Here is a 22,386-nt window from a genome sequence, read left to right as displayed (position 1 = left end):
TCCGCGTAGCCAGTGGGAACGGGATGTACAGCGGCGCTGCGCTCAGGGCGGTTCGCTGGGCCTGGACCGGCAACGGCGTCAGCGCGGTCCGTGCGGTGGACCCGTGGGGCAGGCCGTCAGGGCTGCGTCCGGTTCGGCTGGTTCGGCTGGTTCGGCTGGTTCGGCTGGTTCGCAGGGAGCGCGGGCTCGTGGTCGCGGCGGCGAAGGCGGAGAGGAACCGGCGCGGGGATAAGGGCCATGCGGGGTAACGGGCGTGGGAAGGCCGAGGTGGTTTCTGCCAGGTGCCAACGGTCGACGATTGTGGCCAGGGCCAAGACGGCTTCGGTGATGGCGAACTCGTTGCCGATGCATTGGCGAGCGCCGGCGCCGAAGGGCAGGTAGCCGTCGCGAGGGCGCTTGGACGCGGTGGGTCCGAACCAGCGGTCGGGGGCGAAGCGTTCGGGATCGGGGAACCGGTCGGCCCGGTGCTGCAGAAGGTACGGGCTGAAGACAAGGGTGGCGCCGGAAGGGAGAGAGTGCCCGGCGAGCTCGGTATCGCGGGTGACGGTTCGGGTGAACACCCAACCGGGCGGATACAGGCGCAGCGCTTCGCTGATGACGTGGTGGGTCAGTTCGAGCCGGGGCAGGTCGTCCCAGCGCGCTTCCCGACCGTGCAGTGCGCTGCGGGCTTCGACGTGGACCCGCTCTTGGACAATGGGGTGGCGGGCCAGTAGATGACAGGACCACGTCAAGGCCGTCGCGGTCGTGTCGACCCCTGCCATCAGGAGGCTGACGACTTGCTCGTAGACCTCGGCGTCGGTCAGGCCGCCGGTGCCGTCCTGATTACGGGCCGCCAGGAGCATCGACAGAATGTCCCCCTGGTCGGTGTCACCGCGCCGGTAGTCGCCGATGATCCGGTGGACCGTCGATCGGAGCTGTGTGCTCGCCCGCGCGTAGCGCCGGTTCCCCGGCGTGGGAAGCTTCCGCAGGAGCTTTGGCATGAACATCCGCCGGAACGCCCCGGTGAGGACAGAGTCCAGCGCATCCTGCAGTTCCGCGGTCTCCGGTTCGCTGAGCCCGGTGGTGAACAGGGTGCCGACGGTGGCACCGATGGTGATGGCGTACATCTCCTTGGCCGTGTCGATGATCTGCCCCTCACGCCATGAGCCGGTCACCTCATCGATGTGAGTGCTCATCACCGCCGCGTATCCGGGCAATCGGTCCTGACCGAAGGCAGGCTGGAGGAGGCGGCGTTGACGGCGGTGGTCACGGTGCGGACAGGTCGCCATCCCGTTGCCCAGGAACTCCCGGACCCCGTCGTAAACCGGTCCGCCTTTGTCGAAGGTACGGTCGTCCAGCAGGACTCGAGTCGCCGTGTCGGGATGACACACCACGTACCCACGCCACCCTCCGACCTTGACCTGGACAAGGTCGCCATGGGCAGGCAGCGACCTCAAGAACCCCAGCGGATCCTTCAAGACTCGCAACGCGTGGCCGAGCAGCGGCAGAGCCCCTGGGACCTCACTCGTCGCCGAGGTGGGAGACATGCTTGGCTGCCGGCTTTCATCGCCCTGCAGAGGTGTCACCGAAATCGCCCTTCTTCGGCACGGAAATGCGCGGTTTCGCATGCTTCGACGACCCCCTGGAAAGAGCCGACGGTCTCTCTCGGAGCGCGACGGTGCGGACGACACCACCGCGCACGCAGACCTGATGACCGGCGACACCGTCTCGGAACGAGGAAGACACAGCGGAGGGTGCGCGCCGGGTGGTGGTCCGCGGGAAAAGGACTGTTACCGACCCAGACATCCTCGGCGAAAAAGCGGGCCGGTGAAATGGGTGGACACGTGCCCTAATGCCAAATAAGCCGAAAATGGTCGTTTAAACTCTTAACAACTTGCGAGGCGGGAGGGCCGGAGCGTCTAGCCCGGCGCAGTTTGGCTAGAAGCGCTGTCCCACCCAGGGGGGACCGACGCAGTCGCCGGGTGATGCCTCCTGTCCGGAAGGCATCGCCCGCCCGCCGCCGACTCCCGCGTCGAATCGCTGCGCTTGGCCTTCGTCCGCGCTGCCGACGCCCTGGGCACGCGCCTGGGTCCGCCTCGAGGTCGGCGGTCCACACGCCCACACCGCATCTCACCCACCGGGCCGGGCCGGCGCTGCTCTCGTTCCTCTGTGGCACAAGATTTCCTGAAGAGCCCGCCCCGGGTCTCTCATGAACCTCAACAACACCGACGCCCGCTGCGAAGCAGGATCAGCAAGCCCGCACGGCCACAGAAGAGCGGACCGAAGACGCGATACGCCGACGACGCGGGCCGGCCTCGTCGTCTTATTCGGGACGGGTGAAGCGGTTGCGTCCGGACGTGGTGGGCGTGGCTTGGGGGCGTGTTCGGTTTGGTTGTTCGGGGGCTTGGCCTGCGACCCGGTAGTTGTGTGGGATTGATCTTGGCTTTCTCGTAGGTGTGGTGGTGCGTCTACAGGAGGCTGTGCCCTCTGGGAGCTTGAGGTTCCGGATGGTGCTGGTCAGTGGCGTGTGTGGGTGAGGAAGGCCCGGAGGGGATCGTTCGCGTTGCTTGCCGGACGGGGCAGTCCGAGTCGCTGGGCGATGAGGTCGAGGGCCTTGCCGGTGTCGCGGTGTGGCCGGTTCGGAAGGGCGGCGAGTGCGCGGGCCAGGGTGACGGTTTCCGGGTGGGTCAGCAGGGCGGGGGCACCCTGGCGGGATCTTCGCGACAGTGGTGTGTTCGCGTAGGTACACCAGTGCGACCATCGCGCCCTGGGACGGACGGAGCTTGCAGCGCCGGTCGCCCTCACGGGTGACGATCAGCATGGTGACCCACTCCACGCGTGCGTGCGGCAGGACGGGCGGCCAACGAGGTCCCCGAGGAAGCCCGGTTCTTCCACGGCCAGTCCATCGAAGGCCTGGACTACCTCGACCTGGACCCGATGTAGCGCGGGCCACGCGGTGAGGGGTTCCCGGTACGGTCGGCGGGTGGAATCGAAGAGGGTGAGCGAGTGCCCGTTGTACGGGGTCGGTGTGCGTCCTGACTACCTGGTCGGGCGGCGTCTTGAGCGCGTAGCCGCCTCGTGGCACCTGTACGGCTCAGAGGCTCCGTCCGGCCCGCTGGACGTGTGACTGATCGACAGCGAGGGGGTTGCCACGCACATCACGACCGGTTCGGGCTGGTGCCTGGTTGTGGAGATGGCGGCCCCCTTCGCGGGATACGACATGGCGGAGTCAGGCCGTGTAGAGGTGGCGCCAATCACAGGTGGACTGAGACCTCATCGAACTCCGACCCGGGCACGCGCCCGTGGGGGGAGAATGAGTGACCGACTCCGACGGCCGCCTCACCAACAACCGAATCTGATCCACAAGTACAACCCAGTTACACCGTCTACTGGACGGACCCGCCCGCGTCCACTCATGGGAGCGATCGACGCGCCCTCCTCAGCTCCTTCCGCCCGGACGAGCGGCGTCGCAATCCTCTACCTCCCGTGGTGCCATCGGCGCGTAGGGCAGTGCGCCGCGCGCCCAGATTCTGCCGGTACGGTGCGGCTTGTATCAACGAGGGAGTCGGCGGGGAACGACCGGCAGTTGTACGTATCCGAGGTGTTCGGGCCCGTGGGGACGGTGTTGGTCGCACCGGTGTGGTAGCTCGGGTCGTACGCGTGGTGTGTGCCGTGGCCCTGGCCGTCGTAGGGCTGGATGTCGATGCCGATGCGATGGCCCTCGCGTACGACGGCGGTGTGCGGGATGAGTTCGATCTCCACGGGGACGATCTCACCGGCGGCCGGCGGAGCGTGGTCGGCCGTGAGGTGGGTGTGTTTCGGTGCGTATTCGGTGCTGCGCTCGGGGTCGAGCTTGCGGTGCGACGCCTTGAGCCAGCCCTTGGCCACCGGGTAGTGGCGGGTCTTGAGGCCCATCGTCGTGGGACCGGAGTAGTCGACTTTTCCGTTCTTCTCGTCGATGACGCGGAGTGAGACGTAGATCGTCCATGTCCTCGCGGTCCGCGGAGACCCACAGCTTGACCTTTCCGTAGCCCGCGAGGGCGTGGTCCTCGGTCATGGGGTCGCTGATGAAGGAGACCCCGGTAGTTCGGGAGTCGGTCGCCGTCGACTCCGCGTCGCCGCGCAGGCTTTCGGGGCCGAGCGTCGGATCGGCGAGCTGGACCTCGGCGGAGCAGCTCGTGCGGGCCTCCTCGCTCGGCGGCGTCGGCGAGATGCGCGGGAAGCCGTCGCCGCTCCAGTCGGAGGGGGCGGCGTCGAAGTGCCACGTGGTGTAGCGGGTCCGCGCGATCGGCCATTCGTCCTCCTCCTGGATGGAGGAGGCGCCGTTGCCGGTGCGCATCTCCAGCCGCACCGGCGGCTTGTCCATGATGCCGTTGTCGATGCCCTTGAGCCAGTGGTCGAAGAAGGCCATGTGGTCGGCCACGGACTCCTCGGCATAGGACTTGACCAGCCAGTCCTCCCAGAAGTCGAGCTTCTTGTGCGGCGTCTGGGTGTGCGGGTACGTCTCGCTGCTGCCGAGCTGGTGGAGGTGGCTCACGTGGGTGGTCGCCGCGACGGCCCGGAGCGGCACCGTCACCTCGCTCACGTCCGGGCTCATGAAGACCTCGGCGCGCGGCCCGAAGATGGCATCCGGGTCCGAGTCCTTGAACGGGTTGTCCCGCATCGCCTTGAGAAGTCAGCTTCATCGACTTCTTCACCGGTGGCCCCGAGAGCGAGCGGGAAGCCCGGGGCGGCCAGTCCTGAGAGGCGCTACTTGCACTGCGCAGCAACATCCAGGACTGGATCGCCGAGTCGCGCATCGACCTGGAAATGGCCCGCCTGCTGACAATGAAGGCGGCCTGGCTGACGGACACAGTGGGCAACAAGGGCGCACGCGTCGAGATCGCCGCCGCCAAGGTCGCCGTCCCCACCATCGCCGTCCCCACCATCGCCGCCCCCACCATCGCCGCCCGGATCATCGACCGGGCCATCCAGGTCTTCGGAGCGGCCGGCATGTCCATCGACACCCCACTCGCCGAGATGTACGTACATCAGCGACACCTGCGGATCGCCGACGGCCCGGACGAAGTACACAAGCGCACCATCGCCGCAGCCGAACTGCGCCGCCGCGAATCCGACTTCGCCCTCACCACACGCTGACACACCCGCACCGCAGCATCTGCGGAGACCGGAGCCGCAGTTGCTCGGACGGTGTCCACGCTGGACCGGTGCTCCGGTTCCGGCTCAACAGGAGGCGCGCCGCGAGCCTGCCGGGCGAACCGGCACAGCTCCGAGCGCCGTCACGCCTTGACGACGCCCGCTGCGACGACGTCTTCGATTACGCGGTCGAGCTTGCTCTTCGCTCGGGACAAGTCCTGGATGCGCTCGGCGATGCGGTCCCGCTCGGTGGTGAGCTGCCCGAGCATGTCGGGAGTCGCCGTACCGGTGCTCACGCACGGCAACAGCTCGACGACGGTCCGGCTGGAGAGGCCGGCGGCAAACAGATCCTGAATGAGCTGGACGCGGTCCAGGGCGTCTTCGGGGTAGTCGCGCTGGCCGCCGGATGTCCGTGCCGACTCGAGAAGGTTCTGCTCCTCGTAGTAGCGCAAGGCGCGCACGCTGACCCCGGAGCGCTTGGCGAGCTGCCCGATGCGCATGACGCAGATCACTTCCCTTCCGCTTGTATCTCACGTTGACGTCAGGTTTTAGGTTAGCAATACCACCGCAATCCATGCGGGATCCACAAACCGGCCTCACCTGTTCCGGCCTCATCGAAAGGACACCCGCATGAACGTCCCCGGAGTGACAGCGCTGGTGACCGGCGCGAACCGCGGGATCGGGCGTCACTTCGCCGCGCAGCTCGTCGAGCGCGGCGCGAAGGTCTACCGACCGCCCGGCGCCCCGGCAGCATTGATCTGCCGGGCGTGGAAGTCCTGCGGCTCGACATCACCGACCCCGCGTCGATCGTGGCCGCAGCGGCGGCCACCGACGTCGACCTGCTGGTGAACAACGCCGGGATCTCCACCGGCACCAACCTCCTGGGCAGCCAGCTCGACGCCATCCGGCGCGAACTCGACACGCACCTGTGGGGCAACCTCAACATGGTCCGCGCCTTCACCCCCGCCCTGGCCGCCAACGGCGGAGGCGCGATCGTGAACGTGCTCTCGGCCCTGTCGTGGTTCTCCTACGACGGCAGCAACACCGACACAGTGGCCAAGGCGGCGGAGTGGAGCATGACCAACGGCATCCGCCTGGAACTCGCACGGCAGAACACGCTCGTCACCGGCGTCGTCCTGGGGGCCGCCGACACCGGCATCATGGCCGGAGCCGACTACGACGGCCCCCTCACCGGCCCCGCCGCCGCGCGCGCCGCACTCGACGGCGTCGGGAAGGGCCTCATCGAGGTCGTCGTCGATGAGTGGAGCGCCCAAGTCGAGGCGTCCCTGGCCGCCGACCCCGCGGAGTTCCAACAGCAGCTGCTCGCCACCTGATCCATCCCGCGCCGCCCCACCGCTTTCCCCACAAAAACCAGAAGGAACCATGAACGACACCGTCATGATCATCGCTGAGAGCAACGCCATCGAGGGCAAGGCCGACCAGGTCCGCTCCTTGATCCAGAGCGTCGTGGAGCGCACGCGCGCCGAAGACGGCTGCTTGCGCTATGAACTCCTGCACGACCTGGACGACGATCACCACATCATCCTCATCGAGGAGTGGCGCGACCAGGCGTCTCTCGACGCCCACCTCGCCAGCGAACACCTCAGCAGCCTGTTCCAGGAGATGATGCCGCTCCTCGCCGGCGAAGGACGCGGAACCCGCGTCTCCCGCGTTCTTTGACCACTGCCGGCGTCGGCAGGCACCCGGACCGCGTCCGACTCGGCCGCGGTCCGGGTGCCAGGCGGGGCCGCGGCGGTCGCTCCCTGCGGCCGGGCACCGCAGGACCAGGTTCTGGCGTGCGGGCGATCCGGCTGTGAGGCGGGGGCCAGGCCGGGGTTGTGGCGGTGTGCTTCTCCTGGGAGGCGAGGACTGCGGGCATGTTGGCTTCGATGTGGTCGATGAAGGCCATGAGGTGGTCGCCCGTGGTATCGCCCAGGGGGGTGAGGGAGTAGTTGACGTTCGGGAGCATCGCGGTGAGGACCTCGCGGCTGACGATCGGCAGCGGTTCGTGGCCGCGGGCTTCGCGGATGTCCTGGGCCCGTAGCGGTCCGGTCGCGTGCTTGAAGGCGGCGAGGAGGCGGGGCAGTCCGGGTGCTCGGGCAGGTCCGGTGGGACGGTGGGGAGTCGGTCTGCGAGGCCGGTGACGGTCTTGCGGGTGATCGTGAGGTGCTCCAGGTGGGTCTCGGCCTCCCGCAACCGGGTCTGCAGGTCAGGGTGAGGAACTCGGGCTGCCCGAGGTGCTCGATCTCGACGACGCCGCGCGCCAGGACCCGAACTGGATCCGGACGAACGGGGTGGACGCGGGCCGGGACGGCTGCCGGGTGCCGCTGCCGTGGACCCGGGAGTCAGCCGCCTTCGGCTTCTCACCGCCGGACGCGGCGGTCGCCCCGTGGTTGCCGCAACCGGAGCGGTTCGCCAAGTACGCGGTTTCCGAGCTGTGGGCCGACGTCGACTCGCCCCCCGCGCTGCACCGCCGTGCGCTGTGCATCCGCAGAGCCGGGCCCGGCCTGGCCAAAGACGCCTTCCGGTGGCTCGACGTGCCGGAAAGCGTGCTGTTCTTCGAGCGCGGGAACGGCTTCGCCTGCGTGGTCAACTTCGGCACCGAGCCGTACCCGCTGCCGGCCGGCAGCAAAGTGGTGCTGACGAGCGTGCGCGGCAGGCGCGGAGCAAGGGCCGGTCCCCGCTCCGCGCCGGTCGATCAGCCCGGTCCGGTCATGTCACCGTCCATTTCTGGGACGCGCGGCCGTCGCACTGGTTGATGATCAGCTGGGTTCCGTCCGCCGCGCTGCCGCCGGTGGTGTCCAGACAGACGCCGCGGTTGCGGATGGTGCCGTCCGACTGCACGGACCAGTCCTGGTTGGCGCCGCCGTGGCAGTCCCACAGCTGGACCTTGGTCCCGTCGGCCGTACCCCAGGCGTCCACGTCGAGGCACTTGCCCATCGACCGCAGTGTGGCGCCCGTGGTCTGCCACTTCTGATTGTCACCGCCGTTGCAGCCCCACAGCTGCACCTTGGCGCCGTTCACCGAGCCGAAGGCGTCCACGTCGACACACTTGCCGCCGACGCCCTTGATCTGCTTCGCGGCGGACGGCCCGTCCTGTCCGACACCGGCCCCGACGAAGGTCATCGAGTCGACGTCGTACGAGTTGTCCGAGGACGTCTTGAAGACCAGGTACAGCTCCGTCGTCCCGCTGGGCTTGGTGACGTCGACCGCCGGTGTGCTCTGGTAGGTGTCCCAGCCGCCGGTGCTCGGGACCGGCACCGTGGCGATCAGCGCGCCGGTCGGCGAGCCGTCGCGCAGTTCGACCGTTCCACCGCCCGAGGGCGAGGAGAGTCGCAGCGAGACCTTGTCGATGCCGGTGAAGTTGACCGGGGAGTAGGAGACCCAGTCGTTGTTGCTGACGTCACCGAGCCGGCCACCGGACTCGGCGCCGCCCTGGGAGACGACCCGCACCCCGGACTGCCGGGTGTAGAACTCGGCCTGCTTGTGCTTGGGCTGGAGCAGCGCCTTGGCGCTGCCGGCCAGTGCGGGCGCTCCGGAAACTCCCTTGTCCGTGTAGGTGGAAGTGGCGACGTAGGACACGTCCAGGTCGGCGTGGGCGGTGTCCGTCTCCGGGACGATGGTGCCCGAGCACCCGGTGATCGCGTCGGTGTCGTGCGCGTGTTCGTCGTGTCCGAGCGAGGGCACGGTCCTGACCTTGGTGCAATCGATGGTGCCGTCCTCCGGGTCGGTGACGTTCACCGTGTACGGGATCCGGTCGCCCCAGTCGTACATGCCGCCGTTCGGCAGGGAGAGCTTGACGGCCGGCGCCGTGTTGCCGGAGGTCACGGTCAGGTTGGCGGTGCCGGTGCGGCCGCCGGTGTCGGTGACGGTGAGCTGGGCGGTGAACTGTCCCTTCGCGGTGTAGGTGTGCGTGGGGGACGCTTGGTCGGAGGTCGCGCCGTCACCGAAGTCCCAGTGGTAGGAGAGCGTGCCGCCCTCCGGGTCGCGCGAGCCCTCACCGGAGAACTTCACCGTCAGCGGCGCGGGTCCGGACGTCGGGGTCGCGGTGGCCTTGGCGAGGGGACGCCGGTCACCGGAGGAGTAGTCGATGCGGTAGAGGCCGGAGTCCGGGTTGTCCCGGCCGAAACCGCTTCCCCACTCCAGCAGGTACATCGCTCCGTCGGGGCCGAACTTCATGTCCATCGGGGACTTGAAGCTCAGGTTCGACAGGAAATCGTTGATCTTGAGCAGCTTCCCGTCGTCGTCCAGCCGGAATTCGTGCAGCTTGTTGCGGGACCACTCGCCGAAGAACGGGGTCTTGTCGAAGTAGGCCGGGAACTTCGTCTCCGACGGGTTGTCGGGGTCGTAGTGGTAGACGGGGAAGGCGGCGGGAGCCTCACCGCCGTCGCCCATCTCCGGGAACTTCCCGCCGTTGACGCCGTTGCCGTACCAGACGTCCGCCTTCTTGGCCGCCGGAAGGTGGGTGAGGCCGGTGTTGTTGGGCGAGTCGTTGACCGGAGCGGCGCAGTTGAAGTTGCCGCCGGACTGGCCGGTGGCGAAGTTGTAGTCCCGGTAGGGGATGTTGTCGCCGACGCAGTACGGCCAGCCGTAGAAGCCCGGTTGCTTGATCACGTTCCACTCGACGATCGCCGCCGGTCCCCGGGCGGCGTTGTCGGAGCCCGCGTCCGGCCCGTAGTCGGCGGCGTAGAGCGTGCCGTCGGCCGGGTCGACGGAGAACCGGAAGGGGTTGCGGAAGCCCATGGCGTAGATCTCGGGCTTGGTCTTCGCTGTGCCCGGCGCGAACATGTTGCCCGAGGGGACGGTGTAGGTGCCGTCGGCCTCGGGGTGGATGCGCAGGATCTTGCCGCGCAGGTCGTTGGTGTTGGCCGAAGTGCGCTGGACATCGTTGTCGGCGTGTCCCGGGCGCTCGTCGATCGGCGCGTATCCGTCGGAGCGGAACGGTTCGGTGTCGTCACCGGTGCCTATGTACAGGTTGCCGTTCGGTCCGAAGGTGATGTAACCGCCGGTGTGCCCGGGTTCCGGGGACTGGCGTGACGAGGGGACCCTCATGACGACTTTCTCGCTGGCCTTGTCGAGGGTGTCGCCGTTGACGGTGAACCGCGACACGCGTGCGATGTCCTCGGTGCCGCCGGCCGGCGAGTACATCAGGTAGATCCAGCCGTTGGCGGCGAAGTCCGGGTCCAGTGCGAGGCCGGTCAGTCCGTCCTCGCCGCCGGTGTAGACGTCGAGCGTGGCGGCGGTGAGCACGTCGCCGGTGCCGGGCTTGTGGACCTTCACCCTGCCGCCGTACTCGGCGTAGAACACCCGGCCGTCGTCGGCGATGTCCAGGGCGGCCGGGCCCACGGTGTTCTCGTCCAGCGGGACCTTCTCGTAGTCGGCCCAGGTCGTGGGGCCGCAGTCCGCCTTGACCTTGCCGCCCGCGGCCTCGACGCCGCCCACGACGTGGTTGCGGAAGAGCGGGTCCGAGTAGCTGGCCGCGTCGTGGCCCATGGCGGTGGCCCACACGCTGCCGCCCTCGGCGTCGCGGCACCAGGAGATCGGGTGGTCGGGACCCATGGCCTCGCTGCCCGGGTCGTACGTGGTCTCGTCGGCGGTGACCAGGACGTGCACGTCACCGCGCGGGTTGGGGTCGAAGTTGTACCATTCCTCCGTGCGTTCCCAGCGGTCAGGAAGGTGCGCCGTGGAGGGGTGGACCCGGTCGGCGACCTTGGCGGTGCCCTTGAGACTCCCGGGCGAGTGGGCGGGCATGTGGGCGCCGCCGTTGACCAGCTGGTCCCACCACGGGAAGTCGTTCTCGATGCCCATGTCGAGCGTGTTGTGGACGGCCGCGATGCCGCCGCCGTTGCGCACGTACTTCTGCACGGCCTGGCGCTGGGCATCGGTCTCCCAGACCATGCCGGACGTCTGGACCATGGCGACCACGTCGTACTCGGCCAGGTCGGCGTCGTTGAAGACCGCCGCGTCCTCGCTCTTGGTCAGCTCCCACCCGCGCTCGGCGGCCACCTGGTCGAACATCGTGACGGCTGCCGGGATGGAGTCGTGCCGGTAGGCGCCGGGCGCGGTCTTCGTGAACAACAGGACATGGAAGCCCTCCGGATGGGCGGAGGCCGGCGCGGCCAGGCCGGCCACGAGGAGGACCGGGCTGGCTAAGCTCAGCGCCCATCTCGCCATTCTTGATCTCATGTACGGCTCCTGCGGTCGTGGGATCGGATAAGGGGATGGATCCTGCGGACTTCGGGCACGGTGCGGGGAACACGAGTGCCGAACCGGCTCTAGGCCGGCGGCGGGCTCGGGAAGGCGGCGCGGGTGGGGCGGCGTTCGGCCTCTCGCAGGAAGGCGAGGCCACGGGTGGCGAGGGCGTCCTGGCTCGGGGCGAGCGGACGCCAGACGGAGGCGGCGACCGCGATGGTCTTGTTGTGGGCGGTGAACGACTCGATGCACAGCGGTCCCTGGTGTCCCTCGTCGTCCAGGGCGTCGAGGAAGCCCGGCCAGTCCAGGTGGTCGTCACCGGGGGCGCCCCGGTCGTTGGCACACACCTGGACGTGGAAGATGCGGCCCGTGGCCCGGCGTACGGCGTCCGGCAGTGACCGCTCCTCGATGTTCTGGTGGTAGGTGTCGAGGGCGACGCCGATGGTGCGGGCGGGCAGCCCGTCCATCGCCGCCACCGTCTGGGCGATCGTGTTGAACAGGCTCGTCTCGTACCGGTTCAACGGCTCGACGGCGATCCGGACACCGGCCTCGGCGGCGTGCGTGACGACCGGCGCGATGTTCTCCCGCCACTGCTCGTACGCCGCCGCCCGCTCGGCATCGTCCATTCGCCAGGTGCGGCCGACCGCGGCGTAGACGGGTCCGGCCACGACGGGGGCGCCGACCTGGGCAGCCGTGTCGACGCAAGTCCGTAGGTAGTCCTGGGTGCGGCGGAGTGTGGCGGGCCGGGCGCGTACCAGGTCGCGTCCCGGCGCCATCACCGCGATCACCGCTGCGGGCGTGAGGCCCTGGTCACCCAGCAGCTTGGCGACGGTCGCGGGGGCCCAGTCACCGGGCTGCTCCAGCGGCAGTTCGGCGCAGTCGAAGCCCCACCCGGCCAGCCGCGGCAGTACCTCGGCCAGCGCCTCCCCGGTGACCGGTGAGTGCCAGATCCAGGGATTGGCGCCGATCGCACGCCTGACGGTCGGCCTCACTTGCCGCCCCAGTCGCCGGGGTAGCCGGGAAGCTTCTCGCAGCCGCAGGCGCCGTAGTGCAGGGGCGGCATGCCCTCCTTGTAGTAGGAGTCGAAGCTCTCCTGTGTCACGACCGGCTGCGGCAGGGTCCACTGCTTCGGCACCTCCTGACCGCCCAGGACGCGCAGCGCGGCGATGACGGGCGTACGCCACTGGAAGGTGGGGTACGTCGGCGCGATGGCGGTGAGGTCCTTGTCCTTCCATGCCTGGAGGAAGTCCTGCTGGTCCTCGCCGGTGATCGGCGGGACGTCCTTGCCGGCGTCCTCGAACGCCTCGACGGCCGCGACGGCGGTGGCACCGGAGTCCATCCACACCCCGTCGATCGTGCCGTGCCGGGAGAGGGCGTCGGAGACGATCGACTTGGTCTTCGACGGGTCGCCGTCGGTGAACTCCACCTCGGCCACCTCGAGTCCGGCCTTGTCGAACGCCTTCTTCGCGGCGGCCCAGCGGGTCTCCAGGACGTCCACGCCGGGCGAGATGCGCAGCGCGACGATCTTCCCGCCCTTGTCCACCTCGTCGACGAGGAAGCCGGCCGCCGCGGCGCCGTAGGCGTAGCCGCCGATGGGGCTGATGAAGGTGACCGAGCAGTCGGTCTGCACACCCCGGTCGAAGACGATCACCGGGAGCTTGCCGCACGCCTCCTGCACCGCGGGGGTGAGGGTGGCGGTGGTGTTGGGCGAGACGATCAGCGCGTCGCAGTCCTGGCCGGACAGCTCCTGGATGTCGGAGATCTGCTTGTCGTCCTTGCCCTGCGCGTCCAGGACGGTGAAGTCGGTGATCTCCTCGTGCAGTTCCGCCTCCGCCTTCATGCTCTTGAGCCCCACTTGCCGCCAGGGGTTGAAGACGCCCGCGTTGGAGAAGCAGAGGTGGACGTCCTTGGCGCCGCCCTTCTTGGCGTACTTCGACGTGTCGGTCATCTCCGGGTTCAGCATCTGCTCCCACGGCTTGCCCGCGGGGCCCTGCGGTGTCGTCCCGGCGAGCGCGAGCTGGCGTTCGTAGTCGGCCCGGTCGAAGAACTTCGACTCCTCGCCGCTGTTCCGGGACTGCTTCGAGGCGGTGGCGCCGCCCGCCGCGTCGTCCTGGGGCACGTCGGAGGAGCAGGCGGACAGCAGCGCCGCGGCCAGCAGCGCGGCGAGGGACGCGGCCAGGCGGGCCCGGCCACCGGGTCGTCCGGTATGAAGTGCGCGGCTCATGAGGAGGTGCCTCCGGAGGGTTGTGAACGGTGACGGCGCAGGCGGTTCAGTCCCGGACGCCCGGTGGCTCCGAGCCCGACGGCCGCGATGACGATGACGCCCTGGACGGTGGACTCCAGCGCGCCGGACACGCCCTGCAGGTTGAGCAGTGTGAAGAGCGCCTGGAGGGAGAACGCCCCGGCCATGGCGGCCACGACGGATCCGCGGCCCCCGCCGAGGAGGACCCCGCCGAGCACGACGGCGGTGACGGCCTCGAACTCCAGGCCGCGGCCGGCCTGGGCGGAGACGCCGGAGAAGCCCGCGACGAGCACGGCCGCCAGCGCGGCGGCCGCGCCGGAGAGCACGAACGCGAGGGTGCGTGCGCGGGGGACGCGTACGCCGGCCAGGTTCGCGGCGCGTTCGCTGTCCCCGGTGGCGAGAAGCGTGCGGCCGAAGTCGGAACGCATCAGCCACACCGCGGCGGCGCCGACCACGACACAGGCGGGAACGGCCCACGGCAGCCAGCCGCCCGCGGTGCCGCGGCCGAACTCCCTGAAGCTCTGCGGAAGTACGCCTTGCGGGGAGCCGCCGGTCCAGTAGAAGACGGCACCCTCGAGGATGAGCATCATGCCGAGGGTGGTGATGAACGACGGCACCCGGAGCCTGGTGGTGATGAGTCCGTTGGTCAGCCCCACCACCGCTCCGGCGGCCAGCAGTCCTGCGGTCACGAGCAGCCAGGGGGTGTCCGGGTAGGAGCCGTAGAACTCGGCCCCGGCCACCACTGCGGCGGTCACCACGGCGCCGACGGAGAGGTCGAAGCCGCCGGAGACGATGACGAGGTACTGGCCCGCGGCGAGGATCACCAGCGGGGCGGCTCGTTTGACGAAGGCGAGGAAGCTGTCGGGCTCGTAGAAGCCGGGGTCGGTGATCGCCAGGGCGGCGAGCAGGCCGACGAGGAGGGCGTAGACGGGGGCACCGGTGCCCAGGCGCCGGACCGCTCGCACGGCGGTGTTCGGGGTGACGGTCCCGGTGGTGGTCATGCGGACTGCTCCTGCCCCGGGACGCCCGGCGCCCCGCCCTGTTTCGCCCGTCCCCGGCCGGTGCGGCGCGGCCGTCCGGCGGCCCGGCCCGAGCGGGGCCGGGCGTAGAGGGCGACGGCGGCGATGATGACGACGCCGCGGACGACGTTCTTGAAGAACGGGTCGACGGAGAGCTGGTTGAAGATGCTGTCCAGCACGGAGAGGACCAGGACGCCGCCGAGGGTTCCGGTCACTCCGCCGCGTCCGCCGGCGAGGGCCGTGCCGCCGAGCACGACGGCGGCGATGGACTCCAGGTCGTAGCGGGCGTCCGTGCCCGCCCAGGGGGCGCCCGCGCCGAGCCGGGCGGCGAGGAACAGGGCGGCCGCTCCGACGCACAGCGAGCACAGCACGTGCGCGAGAACGACGGCGCGTCCGGTGCGCACGCCGGACAGCCGGGCGGCGTGCTCGTCGCCGCCGGTGGCGTACATGTGGTGGCCGACGCGGGTGCGTCTGGTGATCAGCCAGGCGACGACGGCGACCGCGATCAGCAGCAGGACGGAGACGGGCACGAACCCGATGCGGTCGTAGCCCAGGCGCCGGAAGGAGGCGGGCACGTGGCCCGCGGGTCCGGTATAGGTGTCCTCGATGTAGCCGCGCAGGATGAACGCCATGCCGAGCGTCGCGATGAACGCGTTGACCTTCAGGCCGGTGACGATCAGCCCGTTCGCGACGCCGACGGCGGCGGACAGCGCGAGGACCGCCAGGATCGCGGTGAGGACGCCGCCGCTCTCCATCATCTCCGCGGCGACGAGCGTGCCGAGGCTGACGAGGTACGCGACGGAGAGGTCGAGGGAGCCGGTGACGATCACCACTGACTGGCCGACTGCGACCAGGCCCAGGGCGACCGAGTTCTGGAGGATGCCCGTGGCGGTGGACTGCGTCATGAAGTCGCCGCCGTCGGCGGTCACGGCGATCCAGCCGACGAGGGTGACCGCGAGGGCGGCCAGCCACACGGCGACCACCGGGTCGCCGAGGCGGATGCGGCCCAGGGCGGTCGGTCTGCGGGTCGCGACCGGCGCTGCGGATCCGCCGGGGACGGCCGTCATGCGGCGCTCCCCTCGTAGGGTCCGGCGGTGTCGCCGGTCGCCAGCCGCATGACGTCTTCCTCGGCGGCGCCCGCGGGCAGTTCGCCCACCAGCGCTCCGTCGGCCATCACCAGGATCCGGTCGCTCATCCCGATCAGCTCGGGCAGTTCGGAGGAGACGATGAGCACGGCAAGCCCTTCCCGGGCGAGTTCCCGCACGAGCGTGTGGATCGCGGATTTCGCGCCGACGTCCACACCGCGGGTCGGTTCGTCGAACAGGAGCACCCGGGGGCGGGCGGCGAGCCACTTGGCGATGACCACCTTCTGCTGGTTGCCCCCGGAGAGGTAGCGCACCTCCTGGTCCTGACCGCGGGAGCGCAGCGTGACCCGTTCCAGCAGTCCGCCGACCTCCCGTGTCCCGACACCGGCCACCGCCCGGGTGACGAGCAGGGCGTTGTCGCGCACGGACTGGCGCAGGGCCAGGCCCTCGGCCTTGCGGTCCTCGGTGACCAGCGCGACGCCGCCGCGGATCGCCTGCCGCGGACTGCCGGGCAGCAGCGGCCGGCCGGCGACGGTCATCCGGCCGCGGGTGAAGGGTGCGGCGCCGAACAGGGCCCGCACCAGCGAGGTGCGGCCCGAGCCCTGCAAGCCGGCGACTCCAGTGACCTCGCCGGCGCGCAGGGTCAGCCCGATGCCGGTGAGGCGCTCGTTGCCGGCGCCGGTGACGGTCAGGAGCGGCTCACCGATCTCCTCGGGGCGGGCGCGGGGCGGGTAGTAGGAGCGCAGTTCACGGCCGACCATGGCTCGCACCACCTCGTCGGGGGTGGTCTCGGCGGTGGTGAGGGAGGCGACCTTGCGGCCGTCCTTCAGCACGGTGATGCGCCGGGAGAGGTCAAAGACCTCACGCAGGCGGTGGCTGATGTAGAGGATTCCGATGCCGCGGGCGGCGAGCCGGCGGATCAGCGCGTAGAGCAGCTCCACCTCGTGGTCGGCAAGGGGTGCGGTCGGCTCGTCCATGACAAGAACGCGGACGTCGGAGGCGGCCAGCGCCTTGACTATCTCCACGGTCTGCTGCCGGGCCACCGACAGTTCCCTGACCTGGATGCGGGGGTCGATCCCGGTCTCGTCCAACTCGGCGAGCAGCTCGGCGGTGCGGCGCTCCATCGCCCGCCGGTCGACCAGCCCTCGCCGCACCGGCTCACGGCCGAGGAAGACGTTCTCCGCGACGGTGCGGTACGGCAGGAGGGCGAACTCCTGGTGGATGAGGGCGATTCCGGCGGCCTGCGCCTGCACGGGATGGGAGAAGACCCGGGTGGTGCCGTCGAGGGTGATGGTGCCCTCGTCCGGGGCGTACTCCCCGGCGAGCACCTTCATCAACGTGGACTTGCCGGCGCCGTTCTCCCCGACCAGGGCGTGGACCTCGCCCGGTTCCAGGTCGAGCGACACCCCGTGTAACACCCGCGCCCCGAGAAAGCTCTTCGAGACACTGCTCATCTTCAGCATGTTCGGCAGGATTGCGAGCCGACTTTGCCCTGTCAACACTTGAAGCGCGAATGCTTACAGCATCGTGAACCCCCGCTTTGCCCGACTTTCGAACAAAGCCTGGTCCGTAGACGAAGCGATCCTTAAGGTTGCTATTGTGAACGCACATACCTCTTCGCCCCCTCTGTCGTCGGTCCCCAGCTCCGCGCCTAGTTCGCTCCCGGGCCAGACACCCGGCGAGGTGTTGGCGCTGATCAGTTCCGGCGTCGCCGTCACGCGCGCCGAGATCGCCCGGCGCACCGGCCTCGCCCGCTCCACCGTCTCCCACCGTGTCGACGCCCTGATCACCCACGGCTTCGTCGACGAGGACACCGGGGCGCCCTCGACCGGTGGCCGCCCGCCGCGTCGGCTCTCCCTGCGGACCCACGGACACGCCATCGCCGGTGTCGACATCGGGGCCTCGCACTGCCGGGTGGGGCTGCTGGACATCAGCGGCACCCTCCTCGCGGCCCGCGAGGATCCGCTGACCATCGCGGACGGGCCCGAGGCAGTCCTCGGACACGTCGAGCGGACCCTGCGCACGCTGCTCGAAGCGGCCGACGGGAAGGGCCCGCGGACGCTGCGTGCCATCGGCGTCGGCGTGCCCGGCCCGGTGGAGTTCTCCACCGGACGCCCGGTGGACCCGCCGATCATGCCGGGCTGGCACCACTTCCCCATTCCCGAGTTCTTCGGCGAGCGCTTCGGCGTCCGGGCGCTGGTGGACAACGACGTGAACGTCATGGCCCTGGCCGAGCAGCGCCGGGCCTTCTCCGACACGCTGCACCTGCTGTACCTCAAGGTCGGCACGGGCATCGGCTGCGGCATCGTCGCCGATGGCCGGATCCACCGAGGTGCCCAGGGTTCGGCCGGGGACATCGGGCACATCCGCGTCGGTGAGCGGGACGAGCCGTGCCGCTGCGGCAACTCCGGCTGCCTGGAGGCCATCGCGGGAGGCGCCGCACTGGCCGCCCGACTGCGGGAGCGAGGGCTGGAGGCCGAGGGAAGCCTCGACATCGTCCGACTGGTCAGGGAAGGAAACCACGAAGCCGTCCGCACAGTCCGCGAGGCCGGTCGCGCGGTCGGCGAGGTGCTGTCCGGACTGGTGAACTTCTTCAACCCGGAGACGGTCGTCGTGGGTGGCGCCCTCGCCGCCATACACGACCAACTGCTCGCCGGCGTCCGCGAGGCGGTCTACCGCCGGTCCAACCCGCTGGCGACCCATGTCCTGCGGATCGAACCGAGCCGGATCGGCGAGAACGCGGGCGCGATCGGCGCCGGCATCCTGGCGATCGAGCACGCCCTGTCCCCCGCCCAGGTCGACCGCGCCCTCACGACGGACGCGACGGCGGTGTGAGCCCGACGGACGCTCGGGTGGCGTGAACCCGACGAACAGCCGTGTTGTACGCCCGCCCGACCACCGACCCGACAGCATCCTCGGCACGGTCCGAACAGGCACGCGCCATGGGGTCCGTACCCCTCGGCCGATCATCACGCGTCCACCCCGGAAGGGAACCCCAGCATGACCGACGCCTCGTTTCGGCCCGCAGCGGGACCGGCCCGTCGGCGCGACAGCCGGAGCGGCGGGGCTCTCGGTCGTGCTGACCGCAGCGCGACCGCGTCCCTCTTGAGCTCGGCCGTGAACCGTGGGCGCCTACCGCCCAGATGGACCTCGATGCTGGGTCCGCGTGGACCCCCGGGCCCTTCGTGGGGGTGACACCGCCGACAGCGGTGGGGCCGCCGTCACCGATCCCGAGGACCGACGAAAGCAACCACATAAGACCGCTGCTACAAGGGTCTGTCAATGAAGCCCGGCGTGGCGGTCTGCATTCGCCGGCACGGTCGGATGTGTTGACGTGTTTATGCAATGCGGTTGACTTCAGGAAGCGCACTCCCCCTGCCGCCAGAGCGCTCCCACTGCGACCAGGCGCGGGAGGCCGGAGCTTGAACCCCGCCCTCCCGCCACAACTGGCGCCACTGGTAGGCCGACTTCACGCTCACCTGTAGCCGCTGTGCCACTTCCGACGGCTTGACCTTCTGCTCGAACAGTTCAGCCGCCTGCATCCTCACCGGCTCCCGACGCCGACGTCCCGTAGGAGTCAGCCCGCCCCCATCCGCATGTCTCACACACCACGGATACAACCACCCACCCACGCTCATCAGGGGCTTCGCAACGATTCACCCCAACGAGCCGAAGTCAGTTAATGGACACTCCCCCCGGCCGGGCCTATCGGCGGGTGGCGGGCAAGGACGGAAGCCGGCAGGACGCCGACAAGGCCGTGCGGCGGCGGATGGAGAGCCGTTCGTTCCATTGACGACCGCCGTGGCCCGTGGTTTCTTGGCACCACATCTCACAGGCGCGACCCCGGTCAGGAGGCGCGCAAGACAGCTCCTCGCTACGCGCAACGCAGAACAGTCCACTCTGACAACGATGTCATCCCCTGCCCAAGGAGCCCGATCCATGACCACGCGACCGTCCCGACGTACCGTGTTGGCCGCGGCAGCCCTCGGGGGTGCGACCGTCCTCAGCTTCCCCTCTCCCGCTGCCTTCGCCGCCGCGCCGCGCTCTTGGCCAGGAACCGGACTGCCCGTGGACACCTTCCTCGGCACGGACGGCAACGGCAACGTATTCCCCGGCGCGCAGGTTCCCTTCGGTTTCGCGCAGTTGGGCCCCGACATGACCGGTGCCCCCACGCACGGCTACAAGACCGGCGCTCCGGTGCTCGGCTTCAGCCAGACCAAGGCCAGCGGCACCGGCGGCGGCATGTGGGGCAATCTCCGGATGCTGCCCTACACCGGGGAGGTCACCACCGATCCGGCCACAGCTCCCGTCACCGGTGAGGAGACCGAGCCCGGCTACTACGCCTGCATGCTCTCCGCCTCCGGCATCCGGGCGGAGCTCACCGCCGAGCGGCTGACCGGTCACGCCCGCTACGCCTACCCCACGACCGGCGCGGCACAGCTCCAGCTCGATGTCACGAGCGCCATCGACTTCGGCACCAAGGAATCCTGGCAGCAGCGCCCGCAGCGGGTCGAGGTGCACGTCGTCGGCGACGACCGGATCGAGGGGCTGGTGGAGTTCGCCGGCGGCTGGAACAGCGGACGCTACGCCGTGTACTTCAGCCTGCGCACGGACCTCCCCTTCACCACGACGACCACCTGGGTCGGCAAGCGCCTCACCCACGGCGGCCGGGACGTCGTCATCGGGGCCGGGGACCGCGTCGGCATCACGATGACCTTCCCCGAGGGCCGCACCGTGTCGGTGCGTACCGGAATGTCGCTGGTCTCGGTCGCTCGGGCGCGCCGCACCGCGGACCGTTCGGCCCGGCACTTCCCCACGGCACGGCGGCGGGCCGCCTCCCTGTGGCGGGACGTCCTGGGCACGGTCGCCGTGGACGGTGGCACCGACGGCCAGCGGCTGATCCTGGGCAGCGCGCTGCGCAACGTCCACATCGGGCTCAAGGACATCACGGGCGAGGACGCGCCCGGTGGCAGCCAGGGGCCGCACTACACCGACTACTTCGCCCTCTGGGACACCTTCCGCACCGTTCACCCGCTGCTGACACTGATCCAGCCCGAACGGCAGCGTGACATGGTCAACAGCCATATACGCACCAGCAAGGAGTTCGGCTGGGGCTTCGACGGGCTGCTGGCGCACTCCCCCGGCCTCACTCAGGGCGGCACGAACGGCGACGTGATGATCGCCGACGCCTTCGTCAAGGGCCTGGACGGCATCGACTACCGCGACGGTCTCGAGCTGATGCTGCGCAACGCCGAGCACGAGTCTCCCCACCCCATGAACTACGGTCGCGAAACGGTGGACTACATCGAGCACGGCGGATGGCTGCCGATGGACTACACCGGCTCGCTGCCCCCCGACCACGGCGGCCACGGCCGGACCGTCAGCCGCACCCTGGAGTACAACTACAACGACTTCTGCATCGCCCAGGTCGCCACGGGACTCGGCCGTCGGGCCGAAGCGGAGCGGCTGCGGCGACGAGCGCGCGGTTGGCGCTCCCTGTGGGACGGCGAGACCCTCTCGGTGCGACCGAGATTCTCCGACGGCCGGTGGGCGGACCCGTACAGCAAGTGGTGGAACGCCCCCTGGGACAGGCAACGCACCGATAGTGCTTGGGAGTTCGGTTGGTTCGAGACTCCGTACTACGAGGGCAGCGCCATGAACTACTCGACCTACGTGCCGCACGACACCGCCGCGCTGGTGGCCGCCTGCGGCGGTGACGCGGCGTTCACCGGCTGGCTCGACGAGCTCTTCGACCGCCCCCACTGGGATGGCGGATTCGACCCCGGCAACGAGCCGGCTTTCCTCGCGCCCTGGCTGTACCTGCACGCCGGACGCCCGGACCGCACCGCCGAACGGGTCCGCGCCCTGCTCTCGGACTCCTACCGGCCCGCACGCGACGGCTGGCCCGGCAACGACGACTCGGGCGCGATGTCCGCGCTGTACGTCTTCTCGTCCCTGGGTCTCTTCCCCAACGCCGGCCAGGACTTCTACTACCTGGGCAGCCCTGTGTTCCCAGAAGCCGAACTCCAGACAGGACGCGGGCGTCGGTTGCGGATCGTCGCGCGAGGCACCAGCGAGTCACACAAGTACGTACGGGGCATACGACTGGACGGACGGCCTCTCGACCGGGCCTGGCTCAGCCACGACGAGCTGGTACGGGCGCGGGTCCTGGAGTTCGACATGAGCGACCGGCCTGGTGACTGGGGCACCCGGCGGCGTCCGCCCGCGCGCGGATAACCGTGAGGTGAGGGCTTCGCCGCGCCTGTGTGCGCGGCGAAGAACCCAGCGGAGCGGAGATCGGCGGCTCTGATCTGCCTGCTTCCTCACAAGGGCGTGGTGAAGGCAGAGCCCTTCGAGGAGAGCAGCCAGCCGCGACGGTAGGAGCGATGCCGGCCTCGCAGGCGCCCGGGTCGCGTTCGGCGTGGGGGGCAGTCCTGGTGTGGATGGTGGTTGCCACGATGCTGTTCACCATGGCGTCGTGGCCAGTCGTCGACTCTGCGGCGAGACTCGCAGACAGCACCGCAGAGAGATGGCACCGCCTGGACGACGCCGCCCCATGGCTGCCCGGTCGACGACGACCGACGACGCGCAGGGAACGCCGTGCCGCTCCTGTCACTGCCGGGTGCCGGTAACCCTCGTGCCCTGCTTCTCGCGGTCTCCGTGGGTCCCTGGGGCAGTCGGCTGCAGCTCGACGACGGGAAGGCGGTCCGGCACCGAGAGGGCGGTGTCGGTC

The 22,386-nt window shown here is 69.8% G+C and carries 13 protein-coding genes and 5 pseudogenes; 6 read left to right on the top strand and 12 right to left on the bottom strand.

Features of this window, described 5'->3' with window-relative positions:
- Positions 1-116: 116 nt before the first annotated feature.
- The 3 genes and pseudogenes from ABD374_RS30335 to ABD374_RS30325 all read right to left on the bottom strand — a co-directional run bounded on the left by ABD374_RS30335 (position 117) and on the right by ABD374_RS30325 (position 4,318).
- Positions 117-1,526, bottom strand: a complete 1,410-nt coding sequence (locus ABD374_RS30335) for a cytochrome P450 (RefSeq protein WP_344499657.1) — start codon at positions 1,524-1,526, stop codon at positions 117-119.
- Positions 1,527-2,683: 1,157 nt separating this feature from the next.
- Positions 2,684-2,800 (bottom strand): annotated as a pseudogene (locus ABD374_RS30330) (IS5/IS1182 family transposase); the annotation flags it as partial.
- A 656-nt stretch (positions 2,801-3,456) separates the two neighbouring features.
- Positions 3,457-4,318 (bottom strand): annotated as a pseudogene (locus ABD374_RS30325) (CocE/NonD family hydrolase C-terminal non-catalytic domain-containing protein).
- A gap of 419 nt (positions 4,319-4,737) precedes the next feature.
- Between ABD374_RS30325 and ABD374_RS30320 the strand changes: the two are divergent.
- Positions 4,738-5,118, top strand: a complete 381-nt coding sequence (locus tag ABD374_RS30320) for an acyl-CoA dehydrogenase family protein (RefSeq protein ID WP_344499655.1) — start codon at positions 4,738-4,740, stop codon at positions 5,116-5,118.
- A gap of 140 nt (positions 5,119-5,258) precedes the next feature.
- Here the strand turns inward: ABD374_RS30320 and ABD374_RS30315 are convergent, their stop codons facing one another.
- On the bottom strand, positions 5,259-5,615 hold the full coding sequence (locus tag ABD374_RS30315) for a MerR family transcriptional regulator (RefSeq protein ID WP_344499607.1): 357 nt from the start codon (positions 5,613-5,615) through the stop codon (positions 5,259-5,261).
- A 130-nt stretch (positions 5,616-5,745) separates the two neighbouring features.
- Between ABD374_RS30315 and ABD374_RS30310 the strand changes: the two are divergent.
- Positions 5,746-6,449 (top strand): annotated as a pseudogene (locus ABD374_RS30310) (SDR family oxidoreductase).
- A 49-nt stretch (positions 6,450-6,498) separates the two neighbouring features.
- On the top strand, positions 6,499-6,795 hold the full coding sequence (locus ABD374_RS30305) for a putative quinol monooxygenase (RefSeq protein WP_344499605.1): 297 nt from the start codon (positions 6,499-6,501) through the stop codon (positions 6,793-6,795).
- A gap of 316 nt (positions 6,796-7,111) precedes the next feature.
- Here ABD374_RS30305 and ABD374_RS30300 read toward each other — a convergent pair.
- A pseudogene (locus tag ABD374_RS30300) lies at positions 7,112-7,326 on the bottom strand (hypothetical protein); the annotation flags it as partial.
- Between the two features lie 26 nt (positions 7,327-7,352).
- On the opposite strand from ABD374_RS30300, the gene ABD374_RS30295 reads away from it, so the two are divergent.
- A complete protein-coding gene (locus ABD374_RS30295; protein WP_344499603.1) occupies positions 7,353-7,874 on the top strand; it encodes a DUF3459 domain-containing protein in 522 nt (173 codons plus the stop codon).
- Here ABD374_RS30295 and ABD374_RS30290 read toward each other — a convergent pair.
- From ABD374_RS30290 to ABD374_RS30265, 6 genes are all read right to left on the bottom strand, one after another.
- Positions 7,828-11,301, bottom strand: coding sequence for a ThuA domain-containing protein (locus tag ABD374_RS30290; protein WP_344499601.1), 3,474 nt, complete (start codon positions 11,299-11,301; stop codon positions 7,828-7,830). The two genes, ABD374_RS30295 and ABD374_RS30290, sit on opposite strands and share 47 nt — an antisense overlap.
- Positions 11,302-11,390: 89 nt before the next feature.
- Positions 11,391-12,299: a sugar phosphate isomerase/epimerase family protein gene (locus tag ABD374_RS30285; RefSeq protein WP_344499599.1), complete on the bottom strand. Its 909-nt coding sequence runs from the start codon at positions 12,297-12,299 to the stop codon at positions 11,391-11,393.
- Positions 12,296-13,531 (bottom strand): substrate-binding domain-containing protein, encoded by a 1,236-nt coding sequence (locus tag ABD374_RS30280; RefSeq protein ID WP_344499597.1) that lies wholly within the window; start codon positions 13,529-13,531, stop codon positions 12,296-12,298. Before ABD374_RS30280 ends, ABD374_RS30285 begins: the two co-directional genes overlap by 4 nt.
- Positions 13,528-14,550, bottom strand: a complete 1,023-nt coding sequence (locus ABD374_RS30275) for an ABC transporter permease (RefSeq protein ID WP_344499595.1) — start codon at positions 14,548-14,550, stop codon at positions 13,528-13,530. The genes ABD374_RS30280 and ABD374_RS30275 overlap by 4 nt, the downstream gene beginning before the upstream one ends.
- Positions 14,547-15,635 carry an ABC transporter permease gene (locus tag ABD374_RS30270; protein ID WP_344499593.1) on the bottom strand — a complete coding sequence of 363 codons (1,089 nt, stop codon included), beginning with the start codon at positions 15,633-15,635 and terminating at the stop codon, positions 14,547-14,549. Before ABD374_RS30270 ends, ABD374_RS30275 begins: the two co-directional genes overlap by 4 nt.
- Positions 15,632-17,116, bottom strand: a complete 1,485-nt coding sequence (locus ABD374_RS30265) for a sugar ABC transporter ATP-binding protein (RefSeq protein ID WP_344499591.1) — start codon at positions 17,114-17,116, stop codon at positions 15,632-15,634. Before ABD374_RS30265 ends, ABD374_RS30270 begins: the two co-directional genes overlap by 4 nt.
- A gap of 220 nt (positions 17,117-17,336) precedes the next feature.
- Here ABD374_RS30265 and ABD374_RS30260 point away from each other — a divergent pair, with 220 nt between their 5' ends.
- Complete coding sequence (locus ABD374_RS30260; RefSeq protein WP_344499589.1) at positions 17,337-18,488, top strand: ROK family transcriptional regulator; 1,152 nt, start codon at positions 17,337-17,339, stop codon at positions 18,486-18,488.
- A 572-nt stretch (positions 18,489-19,060) separates the two neighbouring features.
- Here ABD374_RS30260 and ABD374_RS30255 read toward each other — a convergent pair.
- Positions 19,061-19,258 (bottom strand): annotated as a pseudogene (locus ABD374_RS30255) (helix-turn-helix domain-containing protein); the annotation flags it as partial.
- Positions 19,259-19,592: 334 nt separating this feature from the next.
- Between ABD374_RS30255 and ABD374_RS30250 the strand changes: the two are divergent.
- Positions 19,593-21,890, top strand: coding sequence for a GH92 family glycosyl hydrolase (locus ABD374_RS30250; RefSeq protein ID WP_344499585.1), 2,298 nt, complete (start codon positions 19,593-19,595; stop codon positions 21,888-21,890).
- Positions 21,891-22,386 lie beyond the last annotated feature (496 nt).

The organism is Streptomyces enissocaesilis, from assembly GCF_039533765.1.
Lineage (GTDB): Bacteria > Actinomycetota > Actinomycetes > Streptomycetales > Streptomycetaceae > Streptomyces > Streptomyces enissocaesilis.
This window is presented reverse-complemented; position numbering and strand designations above follow the sequence as displayed.